The organism is Nocardioides sp. LS1 (assembly GCF_003865225.1).
Lineage (GTDB): Bacteria > Actinomycetota > Actinomycetes > Propionibacteriales > Nocardioidaceae > Nocardioides > Nocardioides ginsengisegetis.
The window spans coordinates 422,496-437,571 of sequence record NZ_BIFF01000005.1 but is presented as its reverse complement, the minus strand read 5'-3'; the positions used below and the strand labels follow the sequence as shown (position 1 = coordinate 437,571).

16 protein-coding genes are annotated in these 15,076 nt (G+C 74.3%); 8 read left to right on the top strand and 8 right to left on the bottom strand.

The window, feature by feature from the left end:
• The first annotated feature begins 56 nt into the window (after positions 1-56).
• Genes EJF31_RS16300 through EJF31_RS16290 form a run of 3 tightly spaced genes read left to right on the top strand, consistent with a single transcriptional unit; the run spans position 57 to position 1,840 of the window.
• On the top strand, positions 57-794 hold the full coding sequence (locus EJF31_RS16300) for a VOC family protein (RefSeq protein ID WP_125038185.1): 738 nt from the start codon (positions 57-59) through the stop codon (positions 792-794).
• 24 nt (positions 795-818) lie between these two features.
• On the top strand, positions 819-1,349 hold the full coding sequence (locus EJF31_RS16295) for a DinB family protein (protein WP_260430910.1): 531 nt from the start codon (positions 819-821) through the stop codon (positions 1,347-1,349).
• Positions 1,346-1,840, top strand: a complete 495-nt coding sequence (locus tag EJF31_RS16290) for a GNAT family N-acetyltransferase (RefSeq protein WP_125038184.1) — start codon at positions 1,346-1,348, stop codon at positions 1,838-1,840. Before EJF31_RS16295 ends, EJF31_RS16290 begins: the two co-directional genes overlap by 4 nt.
• A gap of 51 nt (positions 1,841-1,891) precedes the next feature.
• Here EJF31_RS16290 and EJF31_RS16285 read toward each other — a convergent pair whose 3' ends face one another.
• Positions 1,892-3,241, bottom strand: a complete 1,350-nt coding sequence (locus EJF31_RS16285) for an AarF/ABC1/UbiB kinase family protein (protein WP_125038183.1) — start codon at positions 3,239-3,241, stop codon at positions 1,892-1,894.
• Positions 3,238-4,197 (bottom strand): YafY family protein, encoded by a 960-nt coding sequence (locus tag EJF31_RS16280; RefSeq protein ID WP_125038182.1) that lies wholly within the window; start codon positions 4,195-4,197, stop codon positions 3,238-3,240. Before EJF31_RS16280 ends, EJF31_RS16285 begins: the two co-directional genes overlap by 4 nt.
• A 61-nt stretch (positions 4,198-4,258) precedes the next feature.
• On the opposite strand from EJF31_RS16280, the gene EJF31_RS16275 reads away from it, so the two are divergent.
• Positions 4,259-4,858: a DUF664 domain-containing protein gene (locus EJF31_RS16275; protein WP_125038181.1), complete on the top strand. Its 600-nt coding sequence runs from the start codon at positions 4,259-4,261 to the stop codon at positions 4,856-4,858.
• 73 nt (positions 4,859-4,931) lie between these two features.
• Here the strand turns inward: EJF31_RS16275 and EJF31_RS16270 are convergent, their stop codons facing one another.
• Positions 4,932-7,517 carry a CHAT domain-containing protein gene (locus EJF31_RS16270; protein WP_125038180.1) on the bottom strand — a complete coding sequence of 862 codons (2,586 nt, stop codon included), beginning with the start codon at positions 7,515-7,517 and terminating at the stop codon, positions 4,932-4,934.
• Positions 7,518-7,603: 86 nt separating this feature from the next.
• Between EJF31_RS16270 and EJF31_RS16265 the strand changes: the two genes are divergently transcribed.
• Positions 7,604-8,908, top strand: a complete 1,305-nt coding sequence (locus tag EJF31_RS16265) for a S8/S53 family peptidase (RefSeq protein WP_125038179.1) — start codon at positions 7,604-7,606, stop codon at positions 8,906-8,908.
• A 13-nt stretch (positions 8,909-8,921) separates the two neighbouring features.
• Here the strand turns inward: EJF31_RS16265 and EJF31_RS16260 are convergent, their stop codons facing one another.
• Together EJF31_RS16260 and EJF31_RS16255 are read right to left on the bottom strand one after the other, a co-directional pair.
• Positions 8,922-9,377, bottom strand: a complete 456-nt coding sequence (locus tag EJF31_RS16260) for a hypothetical protein (protein WP_125038177.1) — start codon at positions 9,375-9,377, stop codon at positions 8,922-8,924.
• Positions 9,361-9,993, bottom strand: a complete 633-nt coding sequence (locus EJF31_RS16255; protein ID WP_125038175.1) for an RNA polymerase sigma factor — start codon at positions 9,991-9,993, stop codon at positions 9,361-9,363. The genes EJF31_RS16260 and EJF31_RS16255 overlap by 17 nt, the downstream gene beginning before the upstream one ends.
• 291 nt (positions 9,994-10,284) lie before the next feature.
• Here EJF31_RS16255 and EJF31_RS16250 point away from each other — a divergent pair, with 291 nt between their 5' ends.
• Positions 10,285-10,548: a hypothetical protein gene (locus EJF31_RS16250; protein ID WP_125038173.1), complete on the top strand. Its 264-nt coding sequence runs from the start codon at positions 10,285-10,287 to the stop codon at positions 10,546-10,548.
• Positions 10,549-10,924: 376 nt separating this feature from the next.
• Here EJF31_RS16250 and EJF31_RS16245 read toward each other — a convergent pair whose 3' ends face one another.
• The 3 genes from EJF31_RS16245 to msrA form a co-directional block, all read right to left on the bottom strand.
• On the bottom strand, positions 10,925-11,284 hold the full coding sequence (locus EJF31_RS16245) for a YciI family protein (RefSeq protein ID WP_125038171.1): 360 nt from the start codon (positions 11,282-11,284) through the stop codon (positions 10,925-10,927).
• A gap of 104 nt (positions 11,285-11,388) precedes the next feature.
• Positions 11,389-11,706, bottom strand: a complete 318-nt coding sequence (locus EJF31_RS16240) for a hypothetical protein (RefSeq protein WP_221767614.1) — start codon at positions 11,704-11,706, stop codon at positions 11,389-11,391.
• 22 nt (positions 11,707-11,728) lie between these two features.
• A complete protein-coding gene (gene msrA / locus EJF31_RS16235; protein WP_125038460.1) occupies positions 11,729-12,373 on the bottom strand; it encodes a peptide-methionine (S)-S-oxide reductase MsrA in 645 nt (214 codons plus the stop codon).
• 121 nt (positions 12,374-12,494) lie between these two features.
• Here msrA and EJF31_RS16230 point away from each other — a divergent pair, with 121 nt between their 5' ends.
• Positions 12,495-13,658, top strand: a complete 1,164-nt coding sequence (locus tag EJF31_RS16230) for a cystathionine gamma-synthase (protein WP_125038169.1) — start codon at positions 12,495-12,497, stop codon at positions 13,656-13,658.
• A gap of 3 nt (positions 13,659-13,661) precedes the next feature.
• Positions 13,662-15,074 (top strand): glutamate mutase L, encoded by a 1,413-nt coding sequence (locus tag EJF31_RS16225; RefSeq protein ID WP_125038167.1) that lies wholly within the window; start codon positions 13,662-13,664, stop codon positions 15,072-15,074.
• Positions 15,075-15,076: the final 2 nt, after the last annotated feature.

The following is a 15,076-nucleotide window of genomic DNA, read 5'->3' as shown; positions in this document are numbered from 1 at the left end:
GCTGATCGCGCCTGCGTTTGCCCCCTGGGACGGCGGTCGCGACTAGCCTCGGCTCCATGTTCTGGATGAGCGCCTTCCTCGACCTCGCATCGAAGGACTTCGAGCACGGGGTGCTGTTCTGGGCGCAGGTCACCGGCTACCGGGTCTCGGCGCCGCGGGGCGAGCGCGAGGAGTTCGCGACGCTGGTCCCGCCCGACGGCGACGACTTCCTGCGGGTCCAGCGCCTGGGCGAGGGGCCGAGCCGGATCCACCTCGACCTGCACGTCGACGACCCGCGCGCCGAGTCCGCCCGCGCGATCGCGCTGGGTGCGACGGAGGTCGCCGACCACGGCTACGTCGTGATGCGCAGCCCCGGCGGCATGACGTTCTGCTTCGTCCGGCACCGCTCGTCGACCCGTCCCCGGCCCGCCACCTGGCCCGGCGGGCACCGCAGCCTCGTCGACCAGATCTGCCTCGACCTGCCCGCGAGCGTGGCGGACGCCGAGACCGAGTTCTGGCACGCCCTCACCGGCTGGCAGCTGTCGGAATCACCGGTGAGCCGGGGATTCCGACGCCTCGAGCGTCCCGCCGGCATGCCCTTCCGGATCCTGCTCCAGCGCCTGGACGAGCCCGACGGGCCGGTCCGGGCCCACCTCGACCTGGCCAGCGACGACCGCGCCGCCGAGACCGCCCGCCACCAGCGGCTCGGCGCGACGGTCGTCCAGCGCAACGACCGCTGGACCGTCCTGACCGACCCCGCCGGATCGGCGTACTGCATCACCGACCGCGACCCCGAAACCGGGGTGCTCGCGTGACGCGCGCCGACTAGCGTGGCCGCCGTGACCGAGACCTCGAGCATCATCCGCACCGACCCGCCTCTCGCCGCCGACGAGGCCACGACGCTGCGGGCGTTCCTCGACTTCCAGCGCGACACCCTCCGGATGAAGACCGAGGGCCTGACCGGCGAGCAGCTCAACCAGACCCTGGCCCCCTCCGAGATGACCCTCGGCGGGATGCTCAAGCACCTCGCGCTGGTCGAGCACTGGTGGTTCGCGTGCATCTTCCTCGGCCAGGAGTACGCCGAGCCGTGGGCCTCCATCGATTGGGAGGACGACGCCGACTGGGACTGGCACTCCGCGTCGGAGGACAGCCCCGAGGAGCTGCGCGCACTGCTCGACCGCGAGGTCGCCACGTCCGACGCGATCGTCGACCAGGTCTCCGACCTCGGCACCCTCTCGACGCGGAAGAGCCGCACCGGCGAGACGTTCAGCCTGCGCTGGATCCTGGTGCACATGATCGAGGAGTACTCCCGGCACAACGGCCACGCCGACCTCCTGCGGGAGTCGATCGACGGGTCCACGGGCGAGTGACCGACCCCTGGATCCGGCCCGCCACCGACGACGACTGGCCGCGGATCTGGCCGTTCTTCCACGCCACGGTGCAGGAGGGCGAGACCTACGCCTTCCCGCTCGACCTGACCGAGGAGACCGGCCGCGGCTGGTGGATGGAGCGGCCGCCCGGCCTGACCGTCGTGCTCGAGGAGGAGGGGAGGGTCCTGGGCAGCGCCAAGATGGGCCCCAACCGCCCCGGCCACGGCGACCATGTCGGCACCGCCTCCTTCATGGTCAGCCCCGACGCGCGCGGCCGCGGCGTGGGTCGCCGGCTGGGGGAGCACGTCGTCCAGTGGCACCGCGACCAGGGATTCGCCGGCATCCAGTTCAACGCCGTCGTCGAGACCAACACCGCCGCCGTCGCGCTGTGGCGCTCGCTCGGCTTCGAGGTCGTCGGCACGGTGCCGGGTGCGTTCCGCTCGGCCACGCACGGTCGCGTCGGCCTGCACGTGATGTACCTGCCGCTGTGAGGGCGTCGTGAACCTCCGCGAGGTCCCGCGGCTCGTCTGCGGTGGCGGTGCTCAGCTCGGGTCGGGGTCAGGCTCCGCGAAGCCCGGCAGCGACTCCGTCAGGATCTGCCGGAACGGCGCCTCGGCCTCGAGCTGGCTGAGCACGCCGATCCCGCCGAGCCAGGTGCGGTGGATCAGGAGGTACGACGGCGGCAGGTTCAGCTTCATCGCGATCGTGTACGACGGCGAGCGCGGGTCGTTGATGCGCTGGAACTGCCGCTGCATCCAGGCCCGGGAGAACCGGAACCGCTCGACCTGAGTCGGCTCCACGAACGGCGACAGGTAGTCGAGCAGCTGGGCCGGGTCGATGCGGACGCGGTCCTTGACGAAGCCCTCGCTCCGCAGGCCCTCGAGCAGCGACTCGTCGTCCTCGATGCCGGCGATCCGGATCAGCGAGCCCATCGCGGCGGGCAACGCCCCCTCGGGCAGCCGCGCGACGGCGCCGAAGTCGAGCACGCCCATCCGGGCGGGTCCGCCGTCGGGGTCGGGCACGACGCGGAAGTTGCCGGGGTGCGGATCGGCGTGCAGCATCCCGGTGCGCGCCGGCCCCGCGAAGAGGAACCGCACGAAGAGGTCGGCGAAGTGGTCGCGCTCCTCCTGGCTGCCCTCGGTGATCACCGAGGCCAGGGACGCGGGGCTCTCGAGCCACTCGGTGACCAGCACGGTCTCCCCGACGGCGACGACGTCGGGGACCACGATCTCGGGGTCCCCGCGGAACGCCGCGGCGAAGGTCCGTTGCGCCTCGGCCTCGAGCGCGTAGTCGAGCTCCTCGGTCGCCCGCGCCTGCAGCTCGGCCACGAGCGGCTTGATGTCGACACCCGGCACCAGCGGACCGATGGTCCGGGCCAGCCGGGCCAGCTGGCGCAGGTCGGAGCGCAGCGCGTCACCGGCGCCGGGGTACTGCACCTTGACGGCCACCTCGCGCCCGTCGTGCCAGCGGCCCTTGTGCACCTGGCCGATCGAGGCGGCCGCGGTCGGGCCGCCGTCGAGCCAGACCAGCTGGTCCTTCCAGTCCGGGCCGAGCTCGCGGGCCAGCGCGTCGCGCACCACCTGAGTGGGCATCGGGGGAGCGGAGTCCTGCAGCTTCACCAGCTGCTCCCGGTAGGGCGCGGCCATCTCCTCGGGGAGCGCGGCCTCCAGCACCGACAGGGCCTGGCCGAACTTCATCGCCCCGCCCTTGAGGTCGCCCAGGGTGCGGAACAGCTGCTCGGCGGTGCGCTGCTGGATCTCGTTCATCACGGCCTCGGCGGGCTTGCCGCCGAGCCGCTTGCCGAGCCCGATCGCGTTGCGACCGGCGTAGCCCAGTGGCAGCGCGGCCAGCCTCGCCGTCCGCGCAGCGGCCTTGCGTGGCAGCTCGGTCATGACGTCATTGTGACAGCCGCCAACAGGCCCTGCCCGATCGCCCGCGCCGACTCCTGCAGCTCGGGGCCGCCGACGATGCGGTACGGCGCCCGCAGGCCGGCCAGCTGCTCGGCGTACCACCACGGGTTGTTGGTGCTGCCCACGAGCCGGGTCGTGTCCGCGTCGACGGCCTCGAGGCGGCCGAGCACGCGGGGCAGCCGCCACGCGACCGACTCGAGCGGCGCCGAGATGACCACCTCGGTGTCGAACTCCCAGCCCACGGCGAGGTTCTCCTCGAGCAGCGCGACGGGGTCGAGGTCGGCCGGCGGCTCGAAGTCGCCCTCGACGGCCGTGACGTCGTGCACCCGGTCGACCCGGTAGGTGCGCACGGCGTCGGCGCGCAGCGAGCGGCACACGAGGTACCACCGGCCGTGGCGTACGACGACCGCCCACGGGTCGACCTCGACCTCCCACTCGGACCCGGACTCGGTGCGGTAGCCGAGCCGCAGCCGGCGACGGTCCGAGCAGGCCTGGACGAGCGTGGCGGTCGTGGCCGGGTCGGGCCGGGCGGCGGCCCGGTCGGGGGCCGCGGCGGTGGCCCGGCGCACGGCCTCGGCCTGCGCGGCGACCTGCTCGGGGAGGGCCCGGATGATCTTGCCGAGCGCCCCGCCGACCAGCCCGGTGGGATCGCTGGCGTCGTGGTGCCCGTCGAGGACGGCCATCACCAGGCCGAGCGCCTCGGTGGCGTTGAAGACGAGGGGCGGGAGCCGCAGGCCACGGCCGAGCCGGTAGCCGCCGTAGGGGCCGCGGACCGACTCCACGGGGATGCCGGCCTCGCGCAGCACGCTCACGTAGCGCCGGGCCGCGCGGTCCGAGACGTGCAGCCGTTCGGCCAGCCGCGCGGCGGTGATCCCCGGGTGGTCCTGCAGCACCTGCAGGCACACCAGGGCCCGTGCGGTGGGGTTCGACTCGTCCATCGGACCAGCGTGCCAGATGATCCGGCAACGATCCGACCGGAATGCGTCCTACGGTGCCGGCATGAGCACCGACACCGACACCGAGACCAGCACCGAGACCTGGACCTACGACCCCGCCGACCACCCCTGGGAGCCGCCCGTCGCCGGCACCGAGACCGAGCACATCGTGGGCGCCCTCGACCGGCTGCGCACCACGTTCCGCTGGAAGGCGGGCGGCCTGGACGCCGCCGGCCTCGCCACCTCGATCGGGGCCTCGACCCTGACCCTCGGCGGGCTGCTGAAGCACCTCGCCCACTGCGAGGCGGGCATCTTCAACAGCAAGTTCCGCGGGCTGCCGCTGGGCGAGCCCTGGGACAGCGCCCCAGGGGACGACGAGGACTGGGACTTCCACTCGGCCGCCGCCGACAGCCCCGAGGAGCTCTACGCGCTGTACGACGCAGCCGTGGCCCGGTCGCAGGAGGTCCTCGCCGCCGCGATCGCGGACGGCGGGCTCCAGCAGCCGGCGTACGTCTCCTGGCCGGACGGCCGCCATGCCAACCTGTGCCGCCTCGTCTGCGACCTCATCGAGGAGTACGGCCGGCACACCGGCCACGCCGACCTGCTCCGCGAGGCCGTCGACGGACTGGTCGGGGAGGACCCGCCGGCCCGCTGGACGCCCTGATCGAGCACCTGGTCGGTCAGGGCGTGCAGCGCACCACCTTGCCGTCGGGTGGGCAAGCCCTCGAGCAGCAGGGTCAGACCCCGAGGGCGAGGAAGCTTGCGGCGGTCGCCTCGCGCACCGGGTCGCCGCGCGCGGCCCGCCGCGCACCGAGCAGCGCGGTGGCGAGGTCGGCGCCGTCGCGCAGGCCGGCGTGGAGGTCGACCATCACCTCGACCGTGGCCCGGTCGTCGACGACCGCCACGCTGGCCACGACCCCGGCCGTGCCCACCTGGAGCAGCGTGGCCACCAGACCGAGGAGCTCGCCGGCCCCCACCGGGGCCATCACGCCCGACTCGCAGGCCGACAGCACGACGCGGTGCGGCGGCCGCGCCATCCGCTCGAGGTCGTGGACCGTGAGCGGGCCGTCCTCGAGGTCGAGCGCGGAGAAGAGCGGGCTGTCGCTCCGGAAGCGCCCGTGTGCCGCGACGTGGGCCAGGCCCGCCCCGTCGATGGCGGCCAGGCTCCGCTCGACTGTGGCGTCGCGGCCGCGCAGCACCACCGCGTCGTGGTGCTGCGGCGCCACGACGTCGATCTCCGCGCCGCCCGTCGTCAGCAGTGGTCCGGACACGAAGACCGCCCGCGTGCTCGCCGGCCGGCGCTCCCGGGCGCGCAGCCACAGCGCCGCGGACGGGACGACGCTGTGCGGCCGGTCCGCGAGGACGGGAAGCAGCCCCCAGGGCACCCCGTGCAACCGGCTGGTCGGCGACACGACGACGGCGGGTGCGTCGCGGAGTAGGTCGGCCGCAGCGCCGAGCAGGGTCTCCTGCAGGCGCGAGCCCGCCTCGGCGAGCGGTGCCGGCCGGCCGGCCGCGGCGCGCCGCAGCGCGTGCAGGGCGAAGTCGACGCTGCGGACGGCCTCGTCCGCGTCGCCGAGCGCGACCTTCCGGACCCGCCCGTCGTGGACGACGACCGCGTGGAGCCGCCCCCCGACCTCCATGTGCTCGACCAGGGCACACCCGCCGACCGCGGCCACCAGCCCGGCCACGTCCAGGTCGGCCGACGCGGTGGGCGAGGTGCCGGCGGCACGTCGCAGGCGCCGGCGTACGTCGTCCTCCGCGCGGGCCCGTTCCGCCTCGAGCCGGGCCACGTCGCCACCGTCGCGGCGTGCGGTCTGCAGGCGCCGGGCGTTGTCGCGCAGGGCGGCCAGCGGCGCGGTGACGTCGTCGGGCCCGGCCGGTCGGACCGGCGGCTGGGTCAGCGCCGTGGCGCGCCATCGCTCGCTCCACCACAGCAGGCTGCGGGGCCCGCCGTCGACGGCCTGGGCCAGGGCGAGCCGGGCCAGGTCCTCGCCGTGGCCGGTGGCCAGGGCGCGCAGCTCGGAGCTGCCCAGCGTCGCCCGGTGGGTGTCCAGGGCGGCGAGGCCGCGTCGGCAGGCGTGCGCGACCCCGCGGTGGTCGCCGGCCAGCTCCCGCTCGAGTCCCAGCGCCAGCCAGCCGCCGGCGCGGACCAGTGCGGTGCGGTCGGTGCGGTGGGCCGCGGCGTGTGCCAGCAGCCCGGCGGCGGCCGCTGGGTCGAGCCGGGCGGCGAGTCTCCCGGCCACCAGCCACGCGACGGTGGCCTCCTCCGACCGCGCGGACTCCAGCTCCTCCGCCACCCGACGCGCGGTCGGCAGCAGGCGCCGGTCCACCCGTCCCGCCATCTCCCGTGCGCGCACCACGACCAGATGGGCGTGCAGCGCGTCCCACTCCCGGCCCGTCCTGCGGAAGGCCGCCAGCGCCACCCGCGCCTGGTCGAGCGCGGCCGCGGCCTCCCCGGCCGCGAGCAGGGCCGTGGCCCGGCGCAGCTGCAGCTCGGCCCGCTGGACCGGGAGCCCGTGTCGCCGCTCCAGCTCGGCGTCCACGACGGCCACGGCCTCGCGGGGCAGGCCGGCGGCGAGGAGTGCGGTCGAGCGGTCCATGGCGAGCGGGGTCGTGTCGAGGTGGAGGTCGGCGTACCGCTCGCCGGCGCGGTCGTAGGCGGCGAGCGCCGCCGGCAGGTCGCCGCGGGTCTGCGCGACCACGCCGAGGTTGTGCTGGGCGAGCACGGCCTCCACGTCGTGCCCGAGGTCGACGAACATGTCGCGGGCGGCCCGCACCTGCTCCTCGGCAGCCACCACGTCCCCGACCGTCAGGAGGAGCAGGCCCAGGACGTTGCGGGTGCTCGCCTCCCACGCCGCGTTCCCCGTGGCGCGGAACCCGGCCAGCGCGTCGTGGAGGTCGGCGAGCCCGTCGTCGTGGCGGCCGAGCACCCACGAGAGGGACAGCCCGCGCCGCATCAGCACCTTCGCCGCCAGGTCGGCGTCGTCCGCGCCGGCCACCGCCCGGCCGAGCTGGGCCAGGCCCTCCCGTGTCCGGCCCTGCGTGACGAGGGTGAGGCCGAGGGTGGCCCGGACGTCGGCGGCCCGGTCGTCGTCCCCGGACCGCACCGCGAGCCGCAGCGCCGTCCGCAGCTCCCGCAGCGCCGGCTGCATCGCCCCGGTGTCGCGCAGCACCAGCCCGAGCGCGTGCCGGCCCACCGACTCCCACCACGGGTCCGGCGTGCCGGCCAGCAGCGCCCGCGCCCGCGTCGTCGCCAGGGCGTGGTCCTCGAACGCCAGGTCGAGGAGCTCGGCGGCGCTGGTCGGGGAGCGATCGGTCGGCATCCGGGGCCTTCCCAAATCAGGCGATTCCCCGATCGTCCCGCAGGTCTAGCGTCCGGGGGAACGTCCCTCTCGGGAAGGAGCCGCCCGTGCCCATCAACGACCTCGCCAGCGGGGACGACCGCCGCCGCGTCGTCGAGCAGGTGGAGCTGGTCCGCGAGGACCACGGCGCCGAGCGCGTCGCCTGGGACTCCGAGCTGCCCGAGGACTTCCACTACCTCTACGACCCGGACGTGCTGCTCGTGCGTTCGACCGACCGCGCCCGCGTCGACGAGGTGCTCGACGTGCTCAACGGGACCGGCGAGTTCGACGGCACGGTCACCGACGCCGACCTGCCGCTCGACGACAGCGGCCGCGACCCGCTCCCGATCGTGCGGGTGCTGCTGCCCGGGCGTGTCGACGGCAACCCGCGCCGGGTCCCGCTCGCCCTCGACGCGCTGGACGCTCGAGGGGTGAACGACACCCAGGTCGTGGCCACCCCCAACCACTGGGTGCACCTCTGCGGTCCCGGCAACACCCGGCTGTGCCCGGCCAGCGAGCCGTCGGAGACCGGGCTCGACAAGCCCTGGCCCGGCGTGGCGTCCGACCCCGGCCTCGGCGGCGGCGTCCGGGTCTCCGTGGTCGACAGCGGCTGGCACGCCCCGGCCGGGCAGCCGCTCGGTCCCACGCCCTGGCTCGAGGACGTCGACGGCGACGACGAGCAGAACGTCGCGCTGCTGCGCCCCTACGCGGGGCACGGCACCTTCATCGCCGGGGTCGTGCGGTGCCTGGCGCCCGGCACGACGGTGTACGTCGAACGCTTCCTCACCGGGACCGGCGCGATGCTCGAGACCGACATGGTCGCCCAGCTCCGCCAGGCCCTCGCGCGCGAGCCGCACCTCATCAACCTCTCGGCCGGCGCCGTCACCCGGCGCAACCATCCGCTGCTGAGCTTCGAGGCGTTCTGGGAGCAGGACCTGAGCCAGACGCCCAACTGCCTCCTCGTGGCCGCGGCGGGCAACGACGCCACGGCGGCGCCGTTGTGGCCCGCCGCCTTCGACTGGGCGCTCGGGGTCGGCTCGCTCGACCGGGACGGCCATGTCTCCCGGTTCTCCAACCACGGCCCGTCGGCGGACGTCTACGCGCTCGGCCGCAACCTGGTCAACGCCTACCCCGACGGCACCTACGTCTGCCACGAGACCCCGGACACCGGCGACGTCCGGGTCTTCGACCGGGGGATGGCCCGGTGGAGCGGCACGTCGTTCGCCGCGCCCGTCGTGGTCGGCCTGATCGCCGCGGAGCCGGGCGCGGACGCCGACGTGTTCGCCGCGCGGGACGCCGTGCTGGCCCGGGCCGGGACGGCGATCGACCCGCTCGGCAGCCCCGTGCCGGCGCTGTTCCCGCCCTACAGCTGAGGCGATCTCGCGATCAGGGGACGACCCACTCCGTCACCAGACGGGCACCGCCGCGACGGACGCAGAAGCGCACCGGACCGCCGTCCGCGAGGGCTGCGTCCAGGCTGAAGAAACCGGACCCGTCGGCGGTGGCCGAGGCGGTGCGGCCGTCGGCCCACTCGAGGACGACCTCGCCGGCGCCGGTCACCTGGCCGAGCACCCGTCCGCCGGTCAGCTCGACCTCCAGGGCGAGCCCGTCGCCGGAGAACTCCAGCGTCCGGGTCCCCTCGTCCCCGCGCACGGCCGCTGCGGGCTCCTGCTCGGAGTCGTAGGTCAGCGCCAGCAGCTCCTCGTCGACGGTGCGCCAGGCGTACGCCGCGCGTGCGGCCTCCCGCCACCCGTCGGGCACCTCCCGGTCGGCCGCGAGCGTCTCCTGGACGAGCCCCTCGAGCTCGTCGTCGCCGAACTGGCTGTCACTGGACGGGCACATGGTGACCACCTTCTCCTCCCGAGGCGCCGGCCGGGTCCGGCGAGGCTGTGTAGGCGCGCATCGCGCGCGTGTCGCGCAGCTGGCGCAGCGCCCGGGCCCGGGTGGGCCCGATGCTGCCGACCGGGATCTTCAGGGTGCTGCTGATCTCGTCGTAGGGCACCGGTGGGTCGTCCATCAGCATCTCCAGCAGCCGGCGCCGCTGGGCGGGCAGCTCGGCCAGCCCGGCGCGGACCGCACGACGCAGCTCGTCGCGCAGCAGCGCCTCGGCGACGTCCGCCTCACCGGGAAGGTCGCCGGGCACCCCGTCCAGGGCCGGGCCCTGGGGGTCGATGCTGGTCGTGCGGCGGCCCGACTCGACGGCGCGCAGCGCCTCGCGCCGGGCGGTGGTCGCGAGCCAGCCGGGCAGGGCCCGCGGGTCGCGCAGGTCGTCGAGGTGTTCGACGAGCCGGAGCCAGACGGTCTGGTTCACGTCGGCGGCGTCGGCCGGGCTGAGCCGGAAGCGGCGTACGACGCCGTGCACGAGCGGCAGGAACTCCTCGACGAGGGCGTCCCAGGCGCCGGCGTCCCCGTCGCGGGCGGCGGCGACGAGCGAGAGCACGGTCGGCGGCTCGTCCATCGTCGGCCTCCTCGTGGGCCTGCTCGTCTGCCCTGCCAGCGTCACGGTGTCCATCAGCCTTGCCTCCTCGGACCTACAGAGGGGCGCGCGGCCCACCTGATACGTCCGGGGCCCAGACGCAGCCGGCCGATCGTGCCTCCACCGTGGCACGCGCCGGGGGTGAAGGACATGCCATTTCCGGGTCATCCGTCGGGCAATCCGCCGGGCCATGTATCACCGCGCCGATCCACCGGTCTGTCCCTGCATCCCGCCGGCGACCGCCGCCGCGGGCCCTGGAAAGGAACAACCGTGATGTCTCACCTCACCACCGGTGGCCGACGCGTGATCGCGGCCGCCTCGCTCCTCGGCCTGCTCGCCACGGGTGCCGCCTGCGGCGCCCGGACGGACACCGTCAAGGACCTCGGCAGCAACCTGTCCGGCGCGACCGGCCAGCAGACCCAGCAGGACCGGTCCGAGCGCGCGCTCGACGCCGACGCCCGTCGGGCCGCCCACGGCCGGCTCCCGGCCCCGTCCCCGGCGCCCGCCGGCAAGCGGGTCCCGGACTACCGGCCCTGATCCACCACCCACACCATGAGAAGGAACTAACCGTCATGTCCCACACCACCAGCACCACCAGCCGTCGCGGCCTTGCCCTGGCCTTCGCGGGCCTCGCCCTCGCCGCCACGACCGCCGCCTGCGGCACCCAGCAGGGCACCGACATCAAGGACACGGGCTCGTCCCTGTCGGTGCCCCGGCACGGCGCGGTCGCGCAGTCGCCCCGCAGGACGCCACCTCGGCCAACCTGGCCGAGCACCTCCTGCAGGGGAAGAAGTTCAGCCCGCCCCCGGCCGGGATGCGGGTCCCCGACTGAGCACACCGCCACACCGCCACACCAGGCAGCGCCCGGACACCAGGGGGGTCCGGGCGCTGCTGCGTGCCGGTGTGGAGCGGGTCAGACGCTGGGGCCGCGCGGCTTGAAGCGGCGTACCTCCTGGGGCCACCCGCACGCCTCGGCGATCCGGCCGGCCCACATCCGGGCGGTGCTCTCGTCGGGGACGTCGACCACGGTGAAGCCGCCCAGCCACTCCTTGCTCTCGGTGAAGGGGCCGTCGGTGAAGGTCAGCGTGCCGCTGGTGGCGTCGGCGCTGAAGGCCTCCTCGACCTCCTCCACGAGCCCGCCCGCGAAGACGTACTGGCCGGCCGCCTGCAGGTCGTCGATGACCGCCCGGGCGAGCGGCCCGCGTCCGCGGAACCACTCCTCGGTGTGGTCGCCGACCCACTGCTGGTTGAAGTAGATGAGGTACTCGGTCATCCCCTGCTCCTCGTTTCCCGTCGATGTGTGCAGCGAGCCAGGTGCCCGCGTCAACCTATCCACGAACGGGCAGCAGGGGATACGACATCGTCAGCCGGGGAACTTCATCCGCGTTCGGCGTGGGGCTCCAGGAAGCGCACCGCCAGCCCGAGCGATCGCGCGTGCTCGAGCTCCCGACGGGTGCTCTCCCCGAGGTAGTCGCCCACGTTGACGATGAGGACCTCGTCCGCCATCGCGACCTTCTGGAGGTGGACCCGGCCGAGCCGTTCGCGGTCCTCGGCGCTCAGCTCCGTGGACGGATCCAGGGCGGTCGGCGTCAGCACCACGTGGCCGGCCAGCGTCAGCTCGACGTCGAGCCGCGCGAACTCTGCTCCGAACCGCATCGACCCGCAGAGCGCGATGACGGTGAACTCAGCAGGCACCGGGGGAGGCTAACAACCCCGATCAGGCGGTCCCGGGGAACTTCACCCCGGTGTTGGAGTGGCAGCGGTAGCCGTGCGGGTTCTTCGCGAGGTACTGCTGGTGCAGGTCCTCGGCGTAGTAGTACGTCGGCGCGGTCCGGATCTCGGTGGTGATGCTGCCGAGCCGGCGGCGCTCGAGCTCGGCGCCGTAGATCGCGGTCAGCTCGCGGGCCGTCTGCTCCTGCTCGGGCGTCGTGTAGTAGATCGCCGAGCGGTACTGCGTGCCAATGTCGTTGCCCTGGCGCATGCCCTGGGTGGGGTCGTGCACCTCGAAGAACGTCTTGACGAGGTCGGCGTAGGACACCTTGGCGGGGTCGAAGACGATCCGCACGGCCTCGGTGTGGTTGGTGCGGCCCGAGCAGACCTCCTCGTACGACGGGTGCGGGGTCGTGCCGCCGGCGTACCCGACCGACGTCGACCAGACGCCCGGCTTCTGCCAGTAGATCTCCTCGGCGCCCCAGAAGCAGCCCAGGCCGAAGAACGCGACCTCGTAGCCGTCGGGGACCTCGTCGGTGACGAGGGGAGTCCCGAGGACCTTGTGGGTCGCGGCGAGGGGGAACTGGCGTTCGCTGCGACCGGCGAGGGCCTGGTCGTCGGCGACGAGCTCGGACTTGTGGCGGGAGAACAGCGACACGGTGGTGACTCCTTGCAGGGAAGAGGCTTTCACCAGTGAACAACACCGGACCCGGCCGCGTCGTTCCCGGCCGGGGCGACGTCACCGCTCCGTAAGGACTGGATAGCGTGGGCCCATGAGCGAGCAGCAGCACAGGAGCAAGTCCGGTTTCGAGACGCGTGCGATCCACGCCGGCTACGAGCCCGACCCGATGACCGGCGCGGTGATCCCGCCCATCTACGCGACCTCGACCTACAAGCAGGACGGCGTCGGCGGGCTGCGCGGCGGCTACGAGTACAGCCGCTCGGCCAACCCGACGCGCACCGCCCTCGAAGGTGCCCTAGCCGCCGTGGAGGAGGGGGAGCGCGGGTTCGCGTTCGCCTCCGGCCTGGCCGCCGAGGACACCGTCGTCCGCTCCGTGTGCCGCCCCGGCGACCACGTGGTCATCCCCGACGACGCCTACGGCGGCACCTACCGCCTCTTCGACAAGGTCGAGAAGGTCTGGGGCCTGGAGCACTCGCCGGCGGCCGTCTCCGACGTCGACGCCGTGCGCGCCGCGATCCGTCCGGGCCAGACGAAGTTCGTCTGGGTCGAGACCCCCACCAACCCGATGCTCAACATCGGCGACATCGAGGCGCTGGCCGCCGTGGCCCACGAAGCGGGCGCCCTCCTCGTCGTCGACAACACCTTCGCCTCGCCGTACCTCCAGCAGCCCCTCACCCTCGGCGCCGACATCGTCGTGCACTCGACGACCAAGTACGTCGGCGGCCACTCCGACGTCGTCGGCGGCGCCGTGGTCGTACGCGACCTGGACCTGGCCGAGTCGATCACCTTCCACCAGAACGCCATCGGCGCCGTCGCCGGCCCGTTCGACTCGTTCCTGACCCACCGCGGCCTCAAGACGCTGGGCGTCCGGATAGACCGGCACTGCGACAACGCCGAAAAGGTCGTGGAGTTCCTGACCTCCCACCCGGGCGTCGCCGAGGTCATCTACCCCGGCCTCGAGTCGCACCCGGGCCACGCGGTCGCAGCGAAGCAGATGAAGCGCTTCGGCGGCATCGTGTCGTTCCGCGTCAAGGCCGGCGAGCAGGCCGCGCTCGACGCGTGCGCGAAGGCCGAGGTCTTCACCCTCGGCGAGTCCCTCGGTGGCGTCGAGTCGCTCATCGAGCACCCGGGGCGGATGACCCACGCCAGCGTCGCCGGCACCGACCTCGAGGTGCCCGCGGACCTGATCCGGCTCAGCGTCGGCATCGAGACCGCCGACGACCTGGTCGCCGACCTCGACCGCTGCCTCGGGTAACCGGTGGTCGAGCCTGCCGAGACCGTCGAGCCTGCCGAGACCGCGGTCTGCGTCGACTTCGGCTCCACCTTCACCAAGGCCGCGCTCGTCGACCTGGCCGAGGGCCGGATCGTGGCGTCGGCGAGCCACCGCACCACCATCGAGACCGACGTCCTCGACGCGTACGACGCGTGCCTGGCCGACCTGACGGCCGCCGACCCGCGGGCGGCGACCGCCGAGGTGCTGGCCTGCTCGAGCGCGGGCGGGGGACTGCGGATCGCGGTCGTCGGCAACGAGGAGCTGGTGACGGCCGAAGCGGGTCGTCGCGTGGCCCTGAGCAGCGGCGGCAAGGTCGTGGCGGTCATCGCGCACGGGTCCCGTGTGCCTGACGACGCGCCCTACCGCGTCCTGGGGCACACGCCGCCGGAGTCGGCGCTCGCGGACGTGGTGCTGCTGACCGGCGGCACCGACGGCGGCAACAGCGAGGTGCTGCTCGACGCGGCCCGTGCGCTGGTCGCCTCCGGCTGGACCGGCCCCGTCGTGGTGGCCGGCAACGTGGAGGCGCAGGCCGAGGTGGCCGCCATCCTCGGCGACGTCCCGCACGTGCTCGCCGACAACGTCGTCCCCAAGATCGGCGTGCTGGCGCCGGAGTCGGCCCGCGCCGCGATCCGCGAGATGTTCCTGGCCCACGTGATCGGCGGCAAGCACCTCAGCAGCCGTGCTGACTTCACCGCCATGGTGCGCGGCGCGACCCCCGACGTGGTGCTGACCGGGGTGGAGCTGCTGGCCCGCGGCCTCGACGATGCCCACCCGGGGGTCGGCGACGTCGTGGTCGTCGACGTCGGCGGCGCCACCACCGACGTGCACTCCGTCGTCGAGGTCGACCCCGAGGACGCCCAGCTCTCGCGCGAGGTCGTGGCGACCACGCCGGTCACCCGCACCGTCGAGGGCGACCTCGGCATGCGCTGGTCGGCGGTCGCGACCGTCGAGGCGGCCGACGAGCCGGCCCTGGCCGAGGCCGCGGCGATCCGCCAGCACGATGCGTCGTACCTCCCCACCGACGACGCCGGCCGCGACGACGACGAGGCGATCGCCCGCGCGGCCGTGGGCCTCGCGCTGCGCCGTCACGCCGGTCGCAGCAAGGTCGTGGTCAGCCCCGAGGGCCGCGTCGTCGAGCGCACCGGCAAGGACCTGCGCGAGGTCGACCTGCTCGTCGGCTCCGGCGGCGTGTTGCGCCACGGACGGGACGGCGTCGCCGCGCGGGTCTTCGCCACCAGCACCGGCCGCGACCTCGACGGCGGCTGGCAGCTGCCCGAGCACGCCCGGGTCGTCGTCGACACCGACTACGTCCTGGCGGCGGCCGGGCTGCTGGCCGGGCCGCACCCCGAGGCGGCCTACCGGCTGGTGCTGCGGCTCGTGGCCCCGGCCGCTCGGTAGCC